Here is a 23,556-nt window from a genome sequence, read left to right on the forward strand (position 1 = left end):
TGATCGAGATGTCGGAGCGTGAGAACGTCACGATTCAGATTGCTCCGATTGGCTACCAGCGGGATGCCCGGGCCGCCTTCACCATCGCCACGCAACCCGACCGCAGCGAGGTGGCGTACATCGAGAGCAGTATCGGCGGCGAGACAACTGTGGAGCCGAAAGACCTCACGATCGTCAGTGAGATCTTCAGTAGGCTTCAGGCGGAGGCGCTTTCGCCGAAGGCGTCGGTCGAGCTGATGCGGAAGGTTGTGAAAGAGCGATGGACGTGACCTGGCGCAAGTCGTCGTGCAGCGGTGAGGCCGGAGACAACTGCGTCGAACTGGCCGACCTCGGCGAGGCCGTGGGCATCCGCGACAGCAAAGACCCGGCCGGCGCCAAGTTCACCCTGCGCCGCGACGAGTTCGCGAGCCTCCTGGCGATTCTGAAGCGCTAACGCCCGGACATGACACCGAGGAAGCCCCGGCCCGCGAGGGACCGGGGCTTCTGTTGTTGCCTCTGTCGGTACACGCCGTAAGCAGGCCGCGGAGACAGGGCGCCGCGAGGCTTCATTGTTGATCAACGCGTAAACGGGCGGCTCGGCGCGAGGGCAGGGCCGGAAGTAGCCCAGGGGAGTTGGGCGGGTCTCATGAAGGAGCCCGGCCGCCGTGAGATGACCTCGCGGTGCCGATCGGCGGGGGCGGCCCGTCCGGCTGATCGAGAGGGGCTCGGGATCGATCGCAGGTCGCCGAGGGGCAGACGGACGGGCGGCGGGACGTGTGAACATCCGGTGGGCCCGAGCGGGCGGATGCCGGTCTTCCTGGTCCCATGTGAACCGGGCGAGTGCCGCGAGGGGCGGCCGAGTTCACTAACGAACGGCTAACAAACGATCAAGAGGCCGGTCCTCCGAGTGGAGGAAACGGCCTCTGAGCTGGTGTTTCTGTGTCGGGACGGCGGGATTTGAACCCACGACCCCTTGACCCCCAGGCACAGAAAAGCAGTCGATCGAGGTCGATGGGAGTCGATGGGGGAGCCTCTCACCTGTGAAAACGCCGTAGGGGAGTCGGGGTGGGTCCGGGGGAGTCCACCTACAGTGGCTCCCCAATTGGCTCCCCTGCGGCTCCCCGCAACCTGGAAGATGCTCAACTACGAACAAGATTATATTCGGTAGCGGAAGCCACTGCGGATTCAGTCGCCCCTGGTTCGTGTCGATGGAGTGAGCTGCCGGACAATGCCGCCTCTCACCTGGATGAACACGGATGCCAGGGGGGACGCCAGCGGGGGGCTCCCGGCAGTTTGACACCCTGCGTATAAAAGTCCGGAGCTCTCGTATCGGAGCGGTGCTCTCGGTGTCATTCTGTGCCGCTCTGTCCGCGTCCAGCCCGCTTCTCGTGTCACACGGTGACATGGCGTGCCGATCCGGTTCGGAACCGCCGAGCCGACAACGAGCCGACATGGGCCATGTTGATCATGTTCTTAGGAGTTCGGAAGGCGGCCAGCAGCGCCGCGCCCCGCCCTCCAGAACCCACCCGTCCTCGATCACCGACCGCAACTCTCGTACAGGTCTGAGGCGGACACGTCCGCGATGAACCCGCCTCCGAGCACCTGGCTCGCATTTGGGGCTGAACATCGGCATGATCGCGCCTCAGCCGATCGTGACAACGCGGGCCCAGTGCGGCGGGCGCTCCGGGGCATAGTCGGGGTCTTCCTCGTCCACTGCGCTCGCTGGACGAGGAAAGAGACCTACCACGGTGCGGCAAGGGGGCTGCTCGGAGGGCCAGGGGGTCTGGCCGTCCGTCAGGGCGACGATCACGTCCGGGCGGGGCTGAGAGCGGAGCGCCCGGGTGAAACCCGAGCGCAGATCCGTTCCTCCGCCACCGATCAGCTCGAGGTTCTCGGCTCGGCAGAGTGGAACGGCGACTCTGGCCGCCGCGTCGCAGGAGATCACCGACACCAGGTCGCGCCGCCCTCCCACCGCCCGCGAGATCGCCGCCACCTCCAGCAGCGCGCTGCCCAGTTCGGCATCGCTGACTGATCCGGATGTGTCAATCACCACGCAGACCTGGGGCGGCTTACGGCGCAGACTCGGCAGGAGCACACCGGGGACAGCGGCTGCACGCCGGGACGGACGCCGATAGCTGTGATCTTCTCCTGCCCCAGAGGCTCCCGCTGCCGAGCGGACCGCCGCCCCCAGCAACTGCCGCCACGGCTGAGGCGGATGGAACGCCTCGTCCGCCCAGCGGCGCCAGCCTTCCGGCGCGTCGCCCGGCCGGCCCTTGATTCCCTCGGCGACCCGAAAGCGCACCGCGTCCCGCTGCTGTCTGCTCAGGCCGTGTGCCCCATCGGGCCCCAACTCCCACGGACGGTCCTGTCCGTCGGCACCGCTGCCGCAGTCCAGCCAGGCCAGGTCCGGCGTGAGCCCGGATAGAGAGGTCGTCCGTAGGTACTCCTCCATGAGCATCCCGTCGGCCAGCCCCAACATCGACGGCAGGACCGCCCCGGCGGGCAGGGGAAGAGCGTCACCGTAGATGTCGTCGTTGATCTCGAAGTCGGCGGCGATGTTGCGCCGCAGCCGCTCGCCCGGCCCGTTCTCCCCTTGCTCCTTCGCGTACCGCTCCCCCCGTCCGTGGTGGTCTCGCAGCAAATGGGAGACCTCGTGCACCCAGACGCCTGCCAGCTCCTCCACCGGGGTGCGCGCGACGAAGCCGGGGGAGACATAGCAGCGCCACTGCGCATCCACCGCCATCGTCGGCACTGAACGGTCCTCCACGACGTGCAGCGCGAAGAGCGCGCTCGCCAGATAGGGACGGACCTTTACCGCGTGCAGTCGAGCGGCCAGCAACTTTTCCAGGTCCAGTGGGAAGCCGGGCGGTCCATACGGCTCGCCGGAGCCGGTCGGGCGTGTCGGAACGGCGGCCTGTACTCGGCGCGGCGGTGCGGGCCGGGCCACCGAAAACTTCGAGGTCCTCGTCATCGGCCCACCCCGGCCGTACGCTCGGCGTCGGCCGACCCCGTGGCCCGCAGTACCGACTGATCCGCCCGCCGGGCGAGACCGATCACTCCAGCCAGCCGTTCCACCGACTCCGGCACCTCCCAGTCGTCACGCCGCAGCGAAGCCAAGACCATCGCCGGGGCGACCAGCAGGTCCGCGGCACCGGTCTCCAGCGCCCGGACCAGCACCATCCAGCCCGCCTCCCAGCGCTCCCGCTGTGGCCGTGCACCCACGGCGGCCACTACCGCCTCCAAGGCCGCCTGACGTAGATCTCCCCGTATCGGTAGCTCGGCGGATGCTGGATCGGCCAGCAGCGACTCGGGGTCCGGCAGGTCCATCCGGTCCAGATGGGCAAGAAGTTCGAGTCCTGGCCCGTCCCCCACCGCGCCCTGCACCAGCAACGCCAGCACCTCCTGAGAGACCGATGCCGCCGTACCGAAGGCCAGCAGTGTCAGCGCGGCTTCCCAGCTCCGGGGTGAAGGCCAGGCGCCGCCGCGCCGTGTCTCAGTGCTCGGCAGCCGGTGGATCAGTGTCGGCCGTGCCTGCAGGAATCCGCAGACCGCCCGCCGGGCGTACGCCACCGCCTCCGGCAGCTTCTCCGACACCAGCTGGGGCAGCTGCCCCCGGGGCCAGACCCCGCCCAGCCCGCGCACCACTGTGTCCCGGTCGTGCACCCAGTACAGGTGCACGAATCGATTGGCCAGCGGCGGGCTCAGCTCCCATCCGTCCGCTGCCGATGCGCGCGGATTGGCGGCGGCCACGATCCGTACTGCCGGCGGCAGTTGCAATGCACCGACCCTCCGCTCCAGTACGACCCTGAGCAGCGCGGCCTGGACGGCCGGAGTGGCGGTGGAGATTTCGTCCAGGAAGAGCAATCCCCGTCCGGCACGTACGAGGTCCACTGCCCACTGCGGCGGCGCCATGGGCACACCTTGCGTCGCCGCATCATCGCCGACGATGGGCAACCCGGAGAAGTCCGTCGGCTCGTGGACGCTGGCGATCACAGTCGTCAGCGGCAGGTCGAGCGAGGCGGCGAGCTGCGTCAGAGCCGCGGTCTTGCCGATGCCCGGTTCGCCCCACAGCAGCACGGGCAAGTCGGCTGCCACAGCCAGGGTGAGCGCTTCGAGCTGCTCGTCGGGGCGCGTCTCGGTTGTGGTGGTTCGCAGCAGGGCCAGGAGGTCGTCAGCCAGAACGAGTTGCCGGTCGGTTCCGGATGCGTCGGCGGACATCCCGGTCGTCAGGACCGAGGTGGACGGAAGGGCGCTGGAGATCATGGGCATCACCTGGGGTAGTCGAAATGGACGGCATGGCCGGAGCACGGTGGGGCCAGGCCGTGCGGAATTCGCGGTGCGAGCGCGGGACGGTCAGCTTGCCCGTGCTGGACTGGTACGGAGTCGCGCCCGACGGCGCCGTGCGGGGCGCGTTGCGGGAGGGGGTACGGGGCGCAGCCTGGAGCGGAAGAGTCCGTGGTCGAGATGGCGGGCCGCAGACGACTCCAGCGTCTCTCGCAGCGGCCCGTCGCGCAGGACTGCACCAGGACCGAGCAGGCCTTCGACCACGGCCAGCGCCCCGAAGACATCGCCGTGGCCGAGCCGCTCCCGGACGGCGGGCAGTGCCTGCGGGGCGCGGTGCACCGCATCGATCGCGCGAAGGCACGGCAGCGCGGGGCCACCAAGTGCCACCAGCAACTCTTCCCGGCGCAGTTGTGCTGGGTCATGGTCGACCGCCGTCAGTACCCCGTCCCGCAGCGCGATCCGGTGGACGTCGCCCCGGCACTCCACGCTGTGGGGGTCGCCGGACTGATGCTCAGGCCAGGGTGCGGGTTCTGCTCCGGACGCCGACAACGCTTTGGCTACAAGCGGATGCAGCCGATCGGCAACGACGAGCCCGGCCCGCAGCAACGCCAGATCCGGAAGGATCCGGGCCGCCGCTTCCGGTAGCACCGGCAGCGCTGCGTACACCTGAGGCGGCAGCGCCTCTCGAAGCGACCGGAACGTCGGGACATGGTGGTCATCGGGGGCGACGAGTTCGAACGCCCTGCGGTCACGTGCGCCGAGCCGCACGGTGAAAACCCCGCTGGAGTCGCCCTCCGCCCTCAGCAACAGCTCTGCCTCGGCGGCCCACCGTGCCGACGCCCACGGGTAAGTGCTGACGTCGGAGGGATTGGGCCGGACCGGCCCTTTCAGCCGGGCGAGCGGGTGGGGCCGGTCGGGGGGTGCCGGGACCGGCGCGGCGTCCGCACCGCAGCGCGATGTCAGTTGGCCGCACCGACTGGAGTCCCACAGATGCCGGTGCAGGTCGAGCCGGAAACGCCCGGCGGGATGTGGGTGCGGATGGTGCCTCGGTGCGCCGGCACCGTGCTCGTCCCAGAGTGCCAGGGACATCCGTTGGCCGGCGTCCGCCCAAGCCGGCGGTGTCCGCACCACCAACTGCAACGGCGTGGTGCCAGAACTGCCATAACGGCTGAGGGAGATGGTCAGCCCGGGCCGGAGCCGCCCGTGGGGAGCAATTCGAGGCATGTGCCAGCGAAGCAGATCCGGTGCCAGCCGACGCAGATCCGCTCTAAGACGGGTGACGAACTCGGTGCCGTAGCGGTCGCGCACGGCGCGCAGATCGAAATCGATGTCGATCCGAGCGGAGGCGCAGGCCCCCGCCCAGTCACCGACCACACGCCGTGCGGTCGCAGTCTCGATCATGGACGGTGGTACGGCGTACTCACGCACGCGCTGCCACATCAGCAGATGGGCCGGGATGTTCGCGAAGTGGTGTGCCATCAGCACTCACCTTGCGCGAACGATTCCCCCGATCTGTACGAGGAGTTGTTCTTCATCCCGGACATCATAAGCACCTGCATGTGGATCTGTCAGTCTGGCCGCTGCTCGATCGACTCCATAGAGCCGTCAATCCCTCAACAACATGCGCACCCTTGTCCCTGCCGAAAACTACATCCGTGCAGGTTGAGAGCTGTGACGGCCGGTGGCGGCACCGCGAACGCCCGACCATCCACCCCGCTGCCTCCGCCGATCACCGACCCCGACCAGATTGCCCCTCTGGACGTGCAAGACGCCAACGCCTCGGCGGAGTCCTCGACGAGTGCGAGCATGTGGCGTGACCTGCACGGATGTAGTTTTCGGCAGGGAGTGCGCCACGAGCGCGGAGAGCGAGGTCGATAGGTAGGAGATCTTGTTCGATGCGGTGCTGCGTGGGAGATGAAGGTTTTGTGGCCCTTCGGCGTCGCTCTGCGGGGAGAGGCGCCAAACCACCTCATGCTGCGTTGGCTGAAGACCGTCGTGGTGAGCGATGAGGAAAAGGCGCACGGGATGCGTCAGGTGGGGATCGGGAAGGCGAGCGAAAGCGAACCGCTGATGACGTGCCGAAACGAAATCAGTTGGCATCGAAACCGGGGCATTTCCCTGTGCCTCGGGATGAGTCTGGCGGGTGCCCGTGTATTGGCCAGATGGTGCCCGGCATGGAGGCGGCGCGAGCCCGGTCTGCGGCTTTCGCGTGGAACGTGGGAAGGCGGGCGCCGATACCGCGCCCGTGCCCGGTCGGGCGCGGGGCGCGAGAGGGAGAGCACCGGGCGGCGGGAACCGTGAGGTGTTGAGTACCGTCGCGGCGCTTGTCGGCGGACCGGCTCGTAGTAGCGGTGAAGCCCTGGTAATCGGGGTGGAGCGAAGGGGCCGGCTCATCGTTGGTTTGTTCGCACGAGCAACCGGGCCATCGGCCTGGGAGGAGACGCGTGAGCAGGTCAGGTCCGGACGGCAAACCGTTTCAGATACCGAAGCAGCTGGTGTGGGAGGCGTTTAAGCGAGTCAAGGCCAACAAGGGTGCGGCCGGGGTGGATGGGAAGTCCATCGCCGACTTCGAAGAGGATCTTCGGGGGAACCTGTACAAGATCTGGAATCGGATGTCGTCGGGGACCTACTTTCCGCCTCCGGTGATGGCGGTGGAGATACCCAAGAGCGGTGGGGGAGGGGGCACCAGAATGCTGGGTGTGCCCACCGTCGCCGACAGGGTCGCGCAGACGGTGGCGGCGCTGGCGTTGGAGGCCCGGACGGAGTCGATCTTTCATCCCGACTCCTATGGGTACCGGCCGCGCCGGTCGGCGTTGGACGCGGTGGCCGCGTGCCGCAGGCGGTGCTGGAAGAAGGACTGGGTCATCGATCTTGATGTGGCCAAGTTCTTCGACAGCGTGCCATGGGACCTGATGGTCAAGGCGGTCGAGGCGAACGTCACCACCGACCAGCGTTGGGTGGTGCTGTATGTGAAGCGGTGGCTTGCCGCCCCGCTTGCGTTGCCCGACGGCACGTTGTGCGAGCGGGACCGGGGGACCCCGCAGGGTTCAGCGGTGTCGCCCGTGCTGGCGAATCTGTTCATGCACTACGCGTTCGACATGTTCCTTGCCCGGGAGTTCCCGGGCGTGGAATTTGAGCGTTACGCCGACGACGCGGTGGTGCACTGTGTGTCCCAGAGGCAGGCTCAGCAGGTGCTGGCCGCGCTGACCGGCAGGATGGATCAGGTCGGGCTGCGGTTGCATCCCGACAAGACCAAGATCGTGTACTGCAAGGACGGCAGGCGGCGTGGCTCGCACGAGTACACCTCGTTCACGTTCCTGGGGTACACGTTCCGGCCGAGAGGCGCCAGGAACGCCGACGGGTCGATGTTCGTGGGCTTTCAACCCGCGGTCAGCCCCGACGCGCTCAAACAGATGAGCCGGCAGATCCGCCGGTGGCGGATCCACATGCGCACCGGGCACGACTTGAACGAGCTCGCCAAGGCGATCAATCCGATCGTGGCGGGCTGGATGAACTACTACGGCCGGTTCTACCGGTCGCAGCTGTATCCGCTCCTGCAACGCATCAACACCTACCTGATGCGGTGGGCAGGCAGAAAGTACAAGCGGTTGCGCTCCTACAAACGGTTCACGACGTGGTGGCAAGGGATCCTCGACAGGGAACCCACGCTATTCGCGCACTGGGCCTGGACGCGCGGGACGGCCGGACCTCGATGAGAAGAGCGGAGTGACGGGAGACTGTCACGCTCCGTTCTGTGGGAGCCCGGGGGCGCGATTCCCCCGGGCGACCCGACCAGGGTCGCCAGAAGAAAATTGGTGTCACTGCCGAGGGTGAACTGTCTTTGACAGCGAAGCTTTTTCAACGTGCGTTGAGCTCGCGGTTCTGTAGGACGTGGATGGCCTTGGCCAGGTGACCGGCGCGGTGGGGGCAGCAACGTAGCTTGGTCTGGATCTTCCAGCTTTTGAGCTGGGCGTTGGCATGTTCACCGGGGCCGCGGAGCTTGGCGTGGGAGCGGTTGGCGTCCTTGAGCGGTTCGGGCTTGTCCTTGCCCTTGTAGGGAGTCTTAACCTCGATTCTTCAGCGGTCCCGGGCGGTTGATTGCTGGTCCGATTGATGCCCGTTTGTCCCTTGAGTGAGGGGCAGGGCCTTCGCGTGTCGCTGTGGCTGCGTCCGGTTCCACGAGCCGGAGGTCGGTGTCCTTTCTGTATCGGTGGTGTGACCCGGCCCGGTCAGGCAGGGGCGGGCGGGAGTGTGGTGAGGCGGTTCCAGCAGGTAAGGAACGCCTCGCGCCAGGGCCAGTCGCGGCTGATGGTCAGCCATCGGCGGCGAGAGTGGCGGGTGAGCTTGGCAGGCAGGTGCAGCAGCCGGTAACGCAGGGTGCCGGGTTCGGCGTCGGCGAGGTCGTCGATGTCGTGCAGGCCGAGCAGTCGCGTCCAGGCGTCCAGGTCGGCGGCGAGGTTGGCGGCCAGCACCCAGCCGCAGTTGGTCATCCAGGCCGAGCTGGGCAGTTTGCTCAGGCCCATGGCCTTGTTGGTGCGGACTCTGTCCTCGACGCCCGCGTGCGCGCGGTGCAGGACGTCCAGCCATTGCGGCTGGTGAGAGCCCGCGATGCCCCACATGCGACTGATGTTGGTGGCGATGATCTGGTAGCGCCAGCCGGTCGCACGTTCGAAGTCGGTGAGCTTCTTCAGATGCCGCCGGGAGGGCTTGCTCCTGCGCACGAGCAGGCGTTGCCGCTTCGGCCAGCCGTCCCGGGTGGACAGGCCGGTCAGCTCCGCGACGTGGCAGTCGTCTTGGACGGTGCCGTCCTGACCGATCGCGTCGGTCCAGGCCGAGGCGGGCAGTTGCGCGATCGCCGTCTCGTCGGCGTCGGTCATCTTCCAGCCGACCGAGTACCGGACCGTGCGGCGAGTCGTGTTCAGCTCTTCCAGGTGCTCCAGCAGGTCATGGGTGGCTCCGGCGCCGTCGATCCGTACCAGGATCTTCGCGGCCGACGAGCCGGGAATCTGTTTCAACGCCTCTGTCAGCACACTGATGTGGTCAGCGACCGTGTTCGACCCGGCGTTCCCGGGTCGCAGCAGCATCGCCAGCGACTCGGCCGTATTGGCACACCAGGCCGCCAGCGGATGATGGCCGAACGTCTTCTTGAACGTGACCGCCGCCCCTGCCTTGGCCGAATGTGCGGTGATCAAGGTCGCGTCGATGTCGACCACGATCCACCCTGTGAGCCGTTTCCCGGCCACGACCAGCCACGGGAACCCGCCCGGCCGCAGCCGCAGCAGCGTCCAGACGTGCCGGCGCACCCGTGCTCGCGCCCTGGCGACCCCGGCCAGCAGATCCTCATCAACGGCAGCCAGAGTCCGGTTGATCGTGGAGTCCGAGGCCGGGGCACCGAACACCGCGGCCTGCTGCGCCCACAACCGCTCGGCATCGGACATGCACGCCGCTCCGAGCACGATCGCCACCGCGGTGCCGGCCAGGGCGACACCCCGGTCCCACCAGTCCGCCGCCGAGCTCGAGGGCATCACCGCCGACAACGCCCCGGTCAGGCCGGTCCGATCCGCACACGCCCGCAACAACACCGCGCCCGCGTGCCCCACCAGGTTCTTACCGCTGCCGGACACGGCCAGCCGCCGGTCCCATCCGATAGTCTTCGACACCAGAAAGGTGCACCCGTTCCCGCCGTGATCATGACTTAGACACTCAGATCCTGGCAGGTCAGGTGCACCTTTTCTTGATCTTCCCCACGATCACCCAATAACCGCTGAATCGGCGAGGTTAACGTGCGGGCCGGCGCCGGCGTAGCCCTTGTCGGCCAGCACCAGGATCCCGGAGGCGGCCAGTTCGCGGACCAGGCCCCAGATCCGGGCGGCCCTGAGGTCGTGGACCGAGCCGGGCAGTGGCCCCGACACCCACACGATGGTCCCGTCCGGTGAGGCGATGACCTGCAGGTTCATTCCGTGCTTCTTGTGTTTGCCCGAGTAGAAGGGCCGGTCGGCCTTCACCCGGTCGATCGGGATCAGCGTGCCGTCCATGACCAGGTAGAGCAGGCCGTCCTTCTTGGCTTTGGCCAGTGCCCGGCTGAGTTTGGGGGATCGGGCCGACAGCAGCGTCACCGTCTCGTTGACGTACCGCCATGCGGTGGTGGTTCCGACCCCGAACCCGGCGCCGAGATGCGCGAACGTCTCCCCGTTCTTCAGGTAGGCCAGCGTCATCAGCGCCTGCATGCCCGCCGTCAGGGCCCGGCCCCTGCTGCCGGTCTGCTTGCGGTGGCGGCCGACGACACCGGTCACGTACTGCAGGGTCTGGCGCGACAACGGCAGCGAAGAACGATAGAAAAGCATGTGAAGCCCCTGGTGGGTCGGAGGGTTGTGAGAGATCACCCGTCCTACCAGGGCTTCTTCATGTTTCAGGGGCCGCCACACCGCCCGCGGTCATGCTGTGATCACCCACCCCAGGCGCCGGTGGAAAACGTTCAGTATTTCAGGGCGGTGGTGGTCGACGGGCGGTCGGTCTAGAAAACCGGGGCGATGGTCGCTGTGGGTAGCGATTCGAGGCCTGCGTCACCACTGTGGACACGCAGAGTGAGTGAATCCTGGCTGAACGTCGCAGACGTTGGTGATCTCTAGAAGACGTTCAAAGGGGGCGCGCCAGGCTACCGAGATTCCAGTGATCTAGATCACAAAATGAAGATCATCTGAGATCTTTACGGGCTCTAAGTACCCGCTTACGTTGAGGGGGCTTTATTCACCCTTTACGCCCTTGGGGTCTTTATGGGCCGTCGTGCCGTCATTGGTGTGCGCCGCCGTGCAACTGGGTTATGGCCGCTGTTCTTGCGGTATTCAGCCTGGCTGGCCGGCGTTTTCGCAGTGGTGATGGTGGCGGCGTTGCTGCAGGCCCCGGGCGTGGTGGCGGCGCCGCCGGCGCTTGGTGACGATCAGGCGCCCAGGACGGCGGCGACTGAGGCGCAGGCGGTGAGGGCGGCGCGGGATTCGGGGGCGCCGGTGGAGGTGCTGGCCGGGCGGGGTGAGAGCCGCACGGTGCGGGCGCTGCCGAACGGGCGGTTGGAGGTCGAGCAGCACATCCGGCCGATCCGCGCCCGCCAGGATGGGGGATGGGCCGATATCGACACCGGCCTGCGCCGCTCGGGCGCGGATGTGGTGCCGGGCGCGACCACGGTCGGGTTGAGGTTCTCCGGCGGTGGCGATGGCCCGATGGTGCAGATGACCCGGGGCGGCCGCAAGTTGGCGTTGACGTGGCCGCAGCCGCTCCCCGAACCGACCCTGTCCGGGGACACCGCCACCTATACCGGTGTGCTGGGCGCGGACGTGGATTTGCAGTTGCGGGCCGAGGCGGACGGGTTCGCGCACACGCTGGTGGTCAAGACCGCAGCGGCCGCGCAGGATCGGCGGCTGGCCCGGCTGGCGCTGGCGCTGTCGGCGCCGGGGTTGTCGGTGGCGCAGGAGCCGGCCAGCGGGGTGGTGACGGCCAAGACGTCGGCGGGGATGGCGGTGTTCGAGGCGCCGTCGCCGATGATGTGGGACTCCACCAAGGCGCCGGTCGGCACGCAGGGTCCGGCGACGGCGACCGTCCCGCAGGCGTCGGTGATGGATACCGGTCAGGGCCCGGCGGAGGGCGCCAAGACCGCGCCGGTCAAGGTGGCGGCCTCGGGCGGCAACCTCACGCTGACTCCCGACCAGGGTCTGCTGACTGCGGCCGACACCACGTTCCCGGTGTACATCGACCCGGTGTGGGGCGCGCATAGGGCATCGGCGTGGGGGATGGTGTCGTCGGGGTATCCGAGCCAGTCGTATTACGGGTTCAACGGCAAGTCGACCGAGGGTGTCGGCCGCTGCGAGGTGGCCAAGGACGGCAATTGCGTCAAGAACCAGACCAAGCGGCTGTTCTACAAGGTGGCGCTGCCGTCGTTGAAGGGCCGGTACGTCCAGGCGGTGGAGTTCACCGCGTTCGAGACCGGCGCCTACGACTGCGACAACGACACCTCGATCCAGCTGTGGCGGACTTTGCAGCTGAAGTCGTATGCGACCTGGGACAACACGGTCGGGTCGTGGAGCAACGGCGGCGCGTGGGGTGAGCATCTGGCCTCGCGTGATGTGTCGTTCTGCTCGAAGGCGGCGGTGGAGTTCGGCGGGTCGCTGCTGCGCTCTCATGTGCAGTCGGCGTTGAACAAGGGCTACGGCGACATCACCTTCGGGTTGAAGGCCTACAGCGAGTCGACGATGGACTGGTGGAAGCGGTTCGCCGACGACGCCTACCTGACGATCCAGTACAACAACCCGCCCTACACCGTGAACTACAAGTCGATGACCACCACGCCCGGCGGGTTGTGCGCACCGCAGAGCGACCCGGTGATCATCAACCGGGTGCCGAAGCTGGCGGCATGGTTCTGGGACCCCGATGACGAGGACGAGAACAAGGTGCAGCCGGAGTTCGCCGCCTACTGGGACACCGGTGACGGGAACGGCTTCGTCCAGCGCTGGATGTCCGGGCTGATCGCCCCGGCCGCGAAGTCGGGGACACAACGCAGCACCCTGATGCCGGACACGATTCCGCAGCAGAAGCTCATCGGCTGGCATGCGCGGGCGTGGGACGGGGAGCAGTACGGGCCGTGGTCCTCGACGGGTGCGGCGCCGGCCTGCTACTTCATCTACGACCCGGCCAAGCCGGCCCCGACCATCACCTCCACCGACTACCCCGACGACGATCAGTGGCACGGCGGTGTCGGCCAGCCGGGAACGTTCACCATCACCGACCCTGAAGGGGTCGCCGACCGGTACGAGGTCAGGCTCAACCAGGGGCCGATCATGTCGGTGGCCACCGCCGGCGGCGCCGCGCGCACGATCACCCTCGCGCCTGACCAGTACGGGTCCAACGCGGTGACCGTGTCGGCGTTCGCCCCCTCCGGGCAGAACCAGACCGCGACCGCGAGCATCAACTTCCTGGCAGGCGAGGGCGCCCCGGCCAAGGCACATTTCCCCTTGAACGAGACAGGCGGTTCCACCACCGCGACCGCGCAGACCCGGGACGGGGAACCGGCGATCACCGCGGCCCTTAGCAGCGGCGCCGGTTTCGGGCAGGCCGGCCAGCTCGAAACTGCTCTGACCTTGGACGGCTCCGGTTCTGCCGGGACCGCCGCACCGATCGTGGACACCAGCAAGCAGTTCGCGGTGTCGGCGTGGGTGCGGCTCACCCAGGCCGGCACGACCCGGACCGTGCTCAGCCAGGACGGGACGTCCAACAGCGGCTTCTACCTCAAATACGACGGAGCGCTGAACAAGTGGGCGCTGTCGATGGTGCAGTCCGACTCCACCCAGACCGGCACCTACCAGGCGGTATCGACGAACCCGGCGGAGCTGAACACCTGGGCCCACCTGGTCGGGGTGTACGACCAGACCAACAGGCTGCAGATCTACGTCAACGGCACCGCCGGCACCGCAAGCCCGGTGGTGCCCGCAGCATGGAACGCCACGGGCGGGTTCCAGATCGGGCGCGGCCAGTGGCTCGGGAACCCCGCAGACCAGTGGCTCGGGATGGTCGATGACGTGCGCGTCTACGACCGGATCCTGTCCACCACCGAGATCACCGACCTGTACCAGCAGGCACCGGTCCTGACTGCTCGCTGGAAACTCAACACCGCCACGGGCGGCGTGTCCCCCGGCGAATTGCACGACAACGGGACGGCCCCGCCGCTGAACCTGCGCAACGGTGCGGCCATCGTGGCCGGTGCCGGGTTCAAGAGCCCTGTTGTGTCGCCGGCGGGACTGCAACTGGACGGGACGAGCGCCTACGCCGAAGCCGACCCGATCCCCCCGGGGGCCGAATCGCCGCTGCTGTCCACCGACCAGAGCTTCACCCTCACCGGCTGGGTGCAGAACCTGCAGCGCCCCCAAACGGCCGTCACCGTCTTCTCACTCCCGGGAACCCAGGCCAACGCGTTCGCCTTGCGGTACGTCCCGGACGCGACCGAACCGGAATACCTGGGCGTGTGGCAGCTGGAGATGAACAACGCCGACCTCCCGGCCACCGACCCCTCCAAACCCCAGCGGCTGACTAGCAACTCCGCCTATACCGAGGACGACTGGGACCACATCGCCATCGTCTACGACGCCACCAACCGGACGATGAGCCTGTACATCAACGGCTCTGTTGCCGACGGCGCAGACGGTGACTCCGAAGAAGGGGATGTGCGCCCCTTCCAGGCCGCCGGCGGGCTGCAGGTCGGACGCAACGCGCTGGGCGGCAACGGCGCCGGAACCGGCTACTGGCCCGCCGCCCTGGACGACATCTGGCTGTATCGCGGCGTGCTGAGCCGCACGCAGATCGCACTGCTCAAGAACCCGGTTGAACTCAACACCGACGACGGACCCTAGACCGCCCATGCGCGGCAGACGCCTCAGCCCATGTCGGTAGGTGTCTGCCGCCGATCCAGCACTTCGAACGGATTTTTTGTCCCGGCAACCTTCCGGGGCTGAAATAGGCGCGTGTGGGCGCAGGAGGATGCCGTGAGAACAGGCCGCAAGACCCTGATGCTGTCCCGTCCCCGGGCGGCACGCGCCGTCGCGGCGGTCATGGCCGTGGCCCTTGCCGCCGGGCTGCTGTCGGCCACGCCGCCCGCGCTCGCGGAACCCGGCTCTCAGCGTCCCACCGTCACGGATCATGAGAACCCGGTCAAGGGCCATGACCTGACAGTGCGGCCCCGCAAGAAGCCGACGCTGAAGCCCGGGCCTGCCGCCAGGGCGTCTTGGCCCCAGCCCGGTACCGGGGAGGTGTCGCTGCCCACGGCGTCCAAGGCGGGGTTGCGTGCCGGTGCGCTGCCGGTGCGAGTGCTGCCCGCCGACAAGCCTGCCGGGCGCAGTGAGGTGGGGGCTGCGGGAAAGGTGCGGGTGTCGGTGCTGGAACGCACGTCCGCCGCCAGGGCAGGGGTGGACGGGCTGGCGTTCACGGTGGCGCGCACAGACAAACCCCAAGCCGGCCGTGTCGGCGTGGAACTGGACTACTCGCAGTTCGCGCAGGCGTTCGGCGGCGCCTACGGGACGCGGCTCCGCCTGTACCAGATGCCCGCCTGCGCACTCAGCACCCCCGACAAGCCCGAGTGCCGGCTGGCCGCACCGCTGAAGACCGTCAACAACACCGGCAAACAGACCCTCGCCGCTCAGGTCACCGCCGCGCCCGCCCAGACCGCCGCGCCCGCCCAGACCGCCGCGCCCGCCCAGACCGCCGCGCCCGCCCAGACCGCCACGGCGGCCCCGGCCGGTGTCCCGGCCGCGGCTTCGCAGTCGGTGGGCACATTGCTGGTCGCGGCGGCAGGGGCGTCTGGTTCGCAGGGCGACTTCAAGGCGACGTCGCTGGAGGCGTCGGCGACCTGGCAGGCCGGCGGGAACGGTGGCGACTTCACCTGGTCCTACCCGATGCGGGTGCCGCCGGTGCCCGGCGGCCTGACCCCGAATGTGTCCGTCAGCTACTCCTCGGGGAGCGTGGACGGCAAGACCGCCAACACCAACGGGCAGCCCTCCTGGGCCGGTGAGGGGTTCGACCTGTGGCCGGGCTACATCGAGCGGCGCTACAAGTCGTGTGAGGACGACGGCGCCCCCAAGGACGAGTGGGGGAACTCGCCGGCCGATCAGTGCTGGGGATACGACAACGCGACCGTCACCTGGAACGGCAAGGGCGGCGAGCTGATCAAAACCGGCGACGGCTCCTGGCGGATGAAGAGCGACGACGGTACCAAGTTCGAAAAGCTCACCAGCCCCCCCGGCGACAACGACTCCGGCAACGGCAACGGCGACAACGACGGGGAGTACTGGAAGGTCACCACGACCGACGGCGTCCAGTACTTCTTCGGCCTCAACCGCGTCCCCGGCTGGGTGTCCGGCAAGCCCGAAACCGACTCCACCTGGACCGCCCCCGTCTACGGCGACGACGCGGGAGAAGGCGGCGGCGACGACGAACCTTGCCACAAGTCCACGTTCGCCGACTCGTGGTGCCAGCAGGCCTACCGGTGGAACCTGGACTACGTCGTCGACCCCGCCGGCAACGCCATCGTCTACAGCTACGCCAAAGAGACCAACCACTACGGCCGCAACCTCAAGGCCGAGGACGAAACCCCCTACGTCCGCGGCGGCTACCTCAAGACCATCTCCTACGGGATGCGCAAGGACCAACTGTTCGCCAAGGCACCCGCGCAGGTCAGCTTCACCACCTCCGAACGCTGCATCCCCACCGACACCTTCGACTGCGACCCGTCCAAGATCGGCGATAACCCCGACAAGTGGTGGGACGTCCCCTGGGACCTGCACTGCGACTCCGGCCAGAAATGCGAGGACACCCACGGCACACTGTCCCCGACGTTCTGGTCCCGCAAGCGGCTCACCAAGATCACCACCCAGATCCTCAAACCGGACGCCTCGGGGTACCGGCCGGTGGACTCCTGGGCGCTCACCCACGACTGGGGCCTGGCCGACATCGAACGCGACCTGCTGCTGACCAGCATCCAGCACACCGGCCACGCCGCCGACGGCACGTACGTCACGTTGCCGCAGGTGACCATATCGAACGTGCAGATGCCCAACCGGCTGGACAGGACCGGCGACGACATCCTGCGCTACGTCCGCTACCGGGTCGGCACCATCCAGGACGAATCCGGCGGACAGATCGACATCGACTACTCCAACCCCGAAACCAACTGCTCGCTGTCGGACCCGCCCACTCCAGAAACCAACACCACCCGCTGCATGCCGGTGATCTGGACACCCCCCGGCCGGGAGGATCCGATCACCGACTGGTTCCACAAATACGTGGTCAACAGTGTGATGGTGTCCGACCGTACCGGCGGCTCACCGGAGATGGTCACCAAATACCAGTACCTGGGCGGCGCCGCCTGGCACTTCGACGACGATGACGGGCTGACCAAGCACAAGAACAAGACCTGGTCGCAATGGCGCGGCTACGGCCAGGTCCGCACCTTCACCGGCCCCTACGCCGACCCCGCCACCCAGACCGACACCTTCTACCTGCGCGGCATGGACGGCGACCGCCTGAACACCGACGGCGGCGAAAAATCGGTCACCGTCTCCGACGGCGAGGGCGGTACCCACACCGACCACGACGCCTACGCCGGATTCACCCTCAAGACCGTCACCTACGACCACCCCGGCGGCACCGTCCACGCCAAGACCGTCAACACCCCGTGGAAGGTGCAGACCGCGTCACGGACACGCTCGTGGGGCACCACCACCGCCAACGTCACCGGCACCGGCAGCACCCAGACTTGGACGGCCAAGGACGGTGGCGGCTGGACCCAGACCAGAACCGACAACACCTACCAGGCATCAGGGCCTGGAGTTGGCCGCGGCACGGTGGTCAACGACGTCGGCGACGTCACCACGGCCGCTGACGACAAGTGCACCCGCACCAGCTACGCCGACAACACCGGCGCCTGGATGGTGAACTACCCCTCCCGCGTCGAAACCGTCGCCGTCAACTGCTCGACCACACCCGACCGGTCCACGCAGGTCGTGTCCGACACCCGCACCTACTACGACGACGGGGGCTTCGGCGACGGCCCGACCGCCGGGAACATCACCAAGACCGACCAGATCGCCTCCCATAACGGCACCACCGCGACGTATGTGACCCAGGCGGAGACCCACTACGACGCCTACGGACGGCCGACCCAGGCCACCGACGCCGCCGGCCACGCCACCACCACCGCCTACACCGACACCCAGGGCCTCACCACCCAGGTCACCGCGACCGGACCACCCGCCACACCCGGGGACACCTCAACGTCGCTGACCGGCACCCAGCAACTCGACCCCGCCTGGGGTCTGCCGGTCACCGAACTGGACGTCTCCAACAACAACCTGCGCACCGAGCTGACCTACGACCCGCTCGGGCGCCTGCAGAAGGTGTGGCTGCCCAACCGGTCAAAACGCACCAACAACCCCAACTACGAGTACTCCTACCAGGTCACCGACGGGCAGGTCGTCGCGGTCACCACCAAGACCCTCGACGCCGAGGGGCGGCAGAAACTCGCCCAGATCGAAATGCTCGACGGCCTGCTGCGCACCCGGCAGATCCAGGTTCCAGGCCCGGACGGCCGGCTGATCTCCGACACCTTCCACGACGACCGCGGCCAGGTCACCACCACCTACGCCCCCTACACCGCCACCGGGGCCCCCGAAGCCACCCTGTTCGGCGTCTACACCCCCGGCGACATCGAAACCCAAGCCCACATCCAATACGACGGACTGGGCCGCAAAACCGTCGAAAGCCTGAGCACCGGAAACGGCGAACAGCCCGACAGCGAACTGTGGCGCACCACCTACGACTACGGCGGCGGCAACCGCATCTCGGTCACCCCGCCCGCAGGCGGAATCCCAACCGCGCAGATCACCGACGCCCGCGGGCAGATCACCGAACGCCGCCAGTACAAGGCCGCCACCCCCGCCGGCGACTACGACGCCACCCGCTACACCTACACCCCGGCCGGGCAGATCGCCTCGGTCACCGACCCGTCCGGCAACACCTTCACCACCACCTACGACCTACGCGGCCGCACAATCCACACCACCGACCCCGACAAGGGCGCCGCCAGCTACACCTACAACGACCTGAACCAGGTCACCTCCACCACCGACGCCCGCGGCAAAAAGATCTTCGTCGACTACGACGGCCGAGGCCGTAAAACAGCAACCCATGACGGGACGGCCGACGGTCCCCTTCTGGCCTCCTGGGCCTACGACACCAGCATTCGAGGCAAGGGCAAACTCGCATCAGCGACCCGCCACACGGCCGACGGCGACTACACCACCGGCGTCTACCGGTACGACACCCTGGGCCGCCCCGAAACCAGCACCCTCACCATCCCCACCTCCCAAGGCCCCCTCGCCGGAACCTACGGCTTCTCCGCCAGCTACAACTTCGACGGCACCCTCGCAGGCCAAACCCATCCCGCGGCCGGAGGACTCCTGAGCGAGAGCGTCGTCCACACCTACGACACCTGGCAGCGCCCCACCGGACTGATCGGCAACAACACCACCTACATCAACACCGCCCAGTACACCCCCACCGGCAAACCCGTCCTCGTCGAATACGGGACCGACCCCGCCACACAAGCCTGGCAGACCTTCACCTACGAGCCCGGCACCCAGCGGCTGGGCAGCGCCCGCACCTACCGGGCCGGCATCGGCGGCGCCGACCGTCACGCCACCTACCACTACACCGACGCCGGCTCCATCACCTCCATCACCGACACCTCCCGCGACGGCATCGACAACCAATGCTTCACCTACGACCCCCTGCAGCGCCTCACCCAAGCCTGGACCCAATCCGCTACCAACGCCTGCGCTACCGAACCCACCAGTTCGGTGATCGGCGGCCCGGCACCGTACTGGCACACCTTCACCTACGACACCGCCGGCAACCGCAAAACCCAAACACTGCACGGCACCGGCAGCGAAACCGACACCGTCCGCACCTACACCTACGCCGACCCCGGACACGGCAACCGCCTCAACAGCGTCGTCCAGACCGGCGGCCAAGGTGACCGCACCGACACCTACACCTACGACGCCACCGGCAACACCACCACCCGCACCCTCGGCACCAGCCCGCCCGGCCAAGGCCAAACCCTCGACTGGGACACCGAAGGCGAACTCGCCAAGGTCACCGAAAACGGCGCAACCACCAGCTACACCTACGACGCCGACGGCAACCGCCTCATCCGAAAAGACGCCACCGGCACCACCCTCTACATGCCCGACGGCGCCGAACTGCGCGCCCTGACCGGCGCAACCACCGCCACCGGCACCCGCTACTACACCTTCGCCGGCCAGACCGTCGCGATGCGCACCTCTGACGGCACCCTCACCTACCTGACCGCCGACACCCAAGGCACCGCCCAGGTCGCCATCAACGCCGCCAACCAGCAGACCGTCATCCGCCGCTTCACCCCCTTCGGCAACATCCGCGGCCTCGACGAGGACGCCACCTGGCCGGGCGACAAGGGCTTCGTCGGCGGCACTCAGGACCCCACCGGCCTCACCCACCTCGGCGCCCGCGAATACGACCCCCAGACCGGCCGCTTCATCTCCGTCGACCCCCTCATGGACCAGGCCGACCCCCAACAGATGAACGGCTACACCTACGCCAACAACAACCCGATCACCCACGCCGACCCCGACGGCCAATGCCCACCCGACATCTGCGGCATAGGCATCGTGAACCCGGGCCATTCAGAACCAGCCAAGCATGGCGGCTACAACGGCTGCGGACACGACTGCGGAGATGCAGGCGGCAGCTTCGGAACCCTGCGGCCCGGCTACCGCAAGGGAACCCCGGCCAGCGCCCCAGTCGACATCCAATGGGGCGACCGAACCGTGCACGCCCCCAGCCTGATCGCTTACTGGGCCGCCCGCCAAAAAATGCTCCAACAGGTGTACGAAAACAAATTCGGCGGCAACGGCCCAGTCGACCCCGTCCTCATGGCCGAATGCGGCATCAACAGCAGCGACAACACCCCCTGCAAACCCGGAGACCTCGGCCGACTCGGCAACTTCGGAGAACTGATTTGCAAGATCGGCCACTTCAAATGCGACCGCATGTCCGGCCTGGAATTCTTCAGTGCAGGAATGGGCGCCTGGGACGGATCGTTCGGCAAAGACGGAGGACTCACAGACGTCAACGGCGGTAGGGGAATAACAGGCAAGAAAACTGGCGCAGGGCGAACCGCTTGCAAGAACAGTTTCGTCCCCGGGACGACAGTACGCATGGCAGACGGCAGTGACAAGCCCATCGAAGACGTCAAGGCCGGAGACAAAGTCCTAGCCACCGACCCCGAAACCGGCGAAACCAGCGCTGAACCTGTACTGGACACCATCACCAGCGAAGGTGACAAGAACTTCGTCCAGATCAGCGTCAACACCGACGCGCCCGCTCTAGCTTGGATGCCCGGCGCAAAGATCAAACCCGGCACAGCCAGCCTCCTCATCCCGAAAAGCGCCAACGGCGGCCTGGTCATCGCCACCGACCACCACCCCTTCTGGGTCGCCGGCGACATCAACGCCTGGACCGACGCCGCCGACCTCGAACCCGGCATGTGGCTCCGAACCAGCGCCGGCACCTACATCCAAGTCACCGCCACCAAGCACTGGACCACGCGCCACCAACGCACCCACAACCTCACCATCGCCAACCTCCACACGTACTATGTGCTGGCAGGCAACGCGCCGGTACTGGTTCACAACAGTGGATGTGGAGACGTCGCGTTGGGTCCGGGTGCGGGTTCTGCCGACGACCTAAAGGCATTCACTTCGACGAAGCCGGAGACTGAGTTCGTCTTTGATCCGGACTCGGGAAGTTTTCTGATGGGAGACCGAGAGCCTATTCTCGGAGGCCTTAGCCCACATGAACAGCTGGCTGAAAAGGCGGGCATGGATAGAGGGACGGTCCTGGGTGGTACGCTCTTCCGGGACAATGGTCGCCTTGTGTTCACAGAAAACAGTGGCCACTATGGCCACAGATGGACAGACTCCACGCGTCAGCAGTTCCAGAAGTTCATGAGCGACCGAGGGATTGAATTCGATTACAGGCCATGGGGTTAGGATGACAAAATGGAATCCGGTGGTGTATCGAGGGGACGGAGCATGGATCGGAATCCTGCCAGACGGCCTGATCGGGGTCGGAGTGGCGTCAGAGGGGCGGGCTTCCCTTGCTAGCTCCGGATTCATTCCCATGTGGCCCTATCTGGAGCGTGATCTTTCTGGAGTCTTAGCTGAACTTTCCAACTCTTGGCCGATTCTCGGCCGGGGCGGAATTTCGACTCCCGAAAAGCTCATTGAGTTGACGGTCGAGTCGGCATGGAAGTCCGGCCGTTCGTACTGGATGCAGCTAGCCGCCCCGTGGGCAATTGAAATGGCTCATCGAGAGGGTTTCGATCGAGGAGTAGTTCTAGAACTTCTCCTTGAAATGGCCGTCTCTGAGGTCTTGTCGCCAGTCGTGCGAGATGAAGCGAGGCGCGTTAGCGGATAAATTCGGCATGCAATCCACAAATCGGATTCATTTTGGGAAGAATCGTGAAGCGTGGGTCCGGTGAGCGTTCGTCGCACTTATTTAGGGTGTCCTACGCGGTTTATAGGTGATCTAACAAGATCTTGGGTTATCGACTTGCTGGTCTTGTGTCGGTAACCCTGTGCCTGCCGAAAACTACGTCCGTGCAGGTGGGACGTGCAGGAGGTGAGCTCCGACACGGGGCTTGATCAGTCGCAAGGACAGGCCGCGGCGAGGCGGTTGCCGCGGGATGATGGGTGGCTGTGCTGTTGCGATTGGCCTACTTGGCCGTGGCGAACACCTTCGCTGCCCTCCGCCTGCTCCCGATGACCGATCGGGAGAAGGACACCGAGATTCTGGTGTTGCGGCATCAGGTCGCCGTGTTGGAGCGCCAACTGGCCGGGACGCGGGTGCGGTTCACCGCTCCGGACCGGGCACTGCTGGCGGCGCTGCTGAACCGGCTGCCTCGCGGTGCACTGCGCCGGACGCGGCTGCTGGTGCGGCCGGACACGGTGCTGCGTTGGCACCGTGACCTGATTGCCGGTCGGCACGCCGCTCGCTCCAGACCCAAGCGGGCGGGCCGTCCACCGACCGTCCGCTCCATCCGGCTGCTGGTTCTGCGCTTGGTGCGGGAGAACCCGGGCTGGGGCTATCGGCGGGTGCACGGCGAGTTGCAGGTGCTCGGTGTCAAGGTGGCGCCTTCTACTGTCTGGGAGATCCTCAAGGACGCCGGCGTCGATCCGGCGCCTGAGCGTTCCGCCACATCCTGGGCCGGGTTCCTGCGCTCGCAGGCCGAGGCGCTGCTGGCGTGTGACTTCTTGGAGACCGTGACTCTCACGGGCGCCCGCATGTACGTGCTGGCGGTCATCGAGCACCACACCCGCCGCATCCGTGTTCTGGGCGCCACCGGCCACCCGACCGCAGCGTGGGTGAGCCAAGCGGCGCGGAATCTGGTCATGGATCTGGAGGATGCCGGCTGCCGGGCACGGTTCTTGATCCGTGACCGGGACGGCAAGTTCCCTGAGCTGTTCGACGTGGTCGTGGCCGATGCCGGTATCCGAATGGTGCTGACCGGGGCGCGGATGCCGAGTATGAACGCGGTGATGGAGCGGTGGGTGCAGACCTGCCGCCGTGAACTGCTCGACCGGACTCTGATCTGGAACCAGCGTCACCTGCTCCATGCCCTCCGTGAGTTCGAGACCTTCTACAACGAGCATCGGCCTC

9 protein-coding genes and 3 pseudogenes are annotated in these 23,556 nt (G+C 67.1%); 6 read left to right on the forward strand and 6 right to left on the reverse strand.

Annotated elements, in window-relative coordinates; genetic code table 11:
• Both AL2_RS38230 and AL2_RS36985 read left to right on the forward strand, forming a co-directional pair.
• Positions 1–269, forward strand: a 269-nt coding sequence (locus AL2_RS38230; protein WP_218003743.1) for a Scr1 family TA system antitoxin-like transcriptional regulator, incomplete at its 5' end; no start/stop codon positions are given.
• Positions 260–433 (forward strand): DUF397 domain-containing protein, encoded by a 174-nt coding sequence (locus tag AL2_RS36985; protein WP_083947205.1) that lies wholly within the window; start codon positions 260–262, stop codon positions 431–433. The genes AL2_RS38230 and AL2_RS36985, both read left to right, overlap by 10 nt.
• A 1,188-nt stretch (positions 434–1,621) precedes the next feature.
• Here AL2_RS36985 and AL2_RS34475 read toward each other — a convergent pair.
• The 3 genes from AL2_RS34475 to AL2_RS36990 all read right to left on the reverse strand — a co-directional run bounded on the left by AL2_RS34475 (position 1,622) and on the right by AL2_RS36990 (position 5,742).
• Positions 1,622–2,950: a vWA domain-containing protein gene (locus tag AL2_RS34475; RefSeq protein ID WP_083947206.1), complete on the reverse strand. Its 1,329-nt coding sequence runs from the start codon at positions 2,948–2,950 to the stop codon at positions 1,622–1,624.
• The gene (locus AL2_RS34480) at positions 2,947–4,242 is read right to left on the reverse strand and encodes an AAA family ATPase (RefSeq protein ID WP_067641251.1); all 1,296 of its coding nucleotides are present in this window, start codon (positions 4,240–4,242) and stop codon (positions 2,947–2,949) included. The genes AL2_RS34475 and AL2_RS34480 overlap by 4 nt, the downstream gene beginning before the upstream one ends.
• Before the next feature lie 90 nt (positions 4,243–4,332).
• The gene (locus tag AL2_RS36990) at positions 4,333–5,742 is read right to left on the reverse strand and encodes a hypothetical protein (RefSeq protein WP_083947217.1); all 1,410 of its coding nucleotides are present in this window, start codon (positions 5,740–5,742) and stop codon (positions 4,333–4,335) included.
• A gap of 965 nt (positions 5,743–6,707) precedes the next feature.
• Here AL2_RS36990 and ltrA point away from each other — a divergent pair.
• Positions 6,708–7,979 (forward strand): group II intron reverse transcriptase/maturase, encoded by a 1,272-nt coding sequence (gene ltrA, locus AL2_RS34490; RefSeq protein WP_083947207.1) that lies wholly within the window; start codon positions 6,708–6,710, stop codon positions 7,977–7,979.
• Between the two features lie 142 nt (positions 7,980–8,121).
• On the opposite strand, the pseudogene AL2_RS37875 reads toward ltrA, so the two are convergent.
• The 3 genes and pseudogenes from AL2_RS37875 to AL2_RS34500 all read right to left on the reverse strand — a co-directional run.
• Positions 8,122–8,331 (reverse strand): annotated as a pseudogene (locus AL2_RS37875) (IS5/IS1182 family transposase); the annotation flags it as partial.
• A gap of 161 nt (positions 8,332–8,492) precedes the next feature.
• Positions 8,493–9,887 (reverse strand): IS1380 family transposase, encoded by a 1,395-nt coding sequence (locus AL2_RS34495; protein ID WP_083947218.1) that lies wholly within the window; start codon positions 9,885–9,887, stop codon positions 8,493–8,495.
• 162 nt (positions 9,888–10,049) lie between these two features.
• Positions 10,050–10,607: pseudogene (locus AL2_RS34500) on the reverse strand (transposase family protein); the annotation flags it as partial.
• A 543-nt stretch (positions 10,608–11,150) separates the two neighbouring features.
• Here AL2_RS34500 and AL2_RS39935 point away from each other — a divergent pair.
• From AL2_RS39935 to AL2_RS40205, 3 genes and pseudogenes are all read left to right on the forward strand, one after another.
• Entirely contained in the window at positions 11,151–14,654 is a 3,504-nt protein-coding gene (locus AL2_RS39935; protein WP_168444745.1) for a LamG domain-containing protein, read from the forward strand.
• 111 nt (positions 14,655–14,765) lie between these two features.
• Positions 14,766–21,887 (forward strand): RHS repeat-associated core domain-containing protein, encoded by a 7,122-nt coding sequence (locus tag AL2_RS37880; RefSeq protein ID WP_157438554.1) that lies wholly within the window; start codon positions 14,766–14,768, stop codon positions 21,885–21,887.
• A 1,548-nt stretch (positions 21,888–23,435) separates the two neighbouring features.
• Positions 23,436–23,522 (forward strand): annotated as a pseudogene (locus AL2_RS40205) (hypothetical protein); the annotation flags it as partial.
• Positions 23,523–23,556 lie beyond the last annotated feature (34 nt).

Origin of the sequence: Actinomadura latina NBRC 106108 (genome assembly GCF_001552195.1) — a bacterium.
Taxonomy (GTDB): Bacteria; Actinomycetota; Actinomycetes; order Streptosporangiales; family Streptosporangiaceae; genus Spirillospora; species Spirillospora latina.

What these genes read in the sequence shown, in the direction of transcription:
- AL2_RS36990 (WP_083947217.1), bottom strand. Translation starts at nt 5,742, where the DNA reads ATGGCACACCACTTCGCGAACATCCCGGCCCATCTGCTGATGTGGCAG.
- AL2_RS34475 (WP_083947206.1), bottom strand. Translation starts at nt 2,950, where the DNA reads ATGACGAGGACCTCGAAGTTTTCGGTGGCCCGGCCCGCACCGCCGCGC.
- AL2_RS34480 (WP_067641251.1), bottom strand. Translation starts at nt 4,242, where the DNA reads ATGATCTCCAGCGCCCTTCCGTCCACCTCGGTCCTGACGACCGGGATG.
- AL2_RS36985 (WP_083947205.1), top strand. Translation starts at nt 260, where the DNA reads ATGGACGTGACCTGGCGCAAGTCGTCGTGCAGCGGTGAGGCCGGAGAC.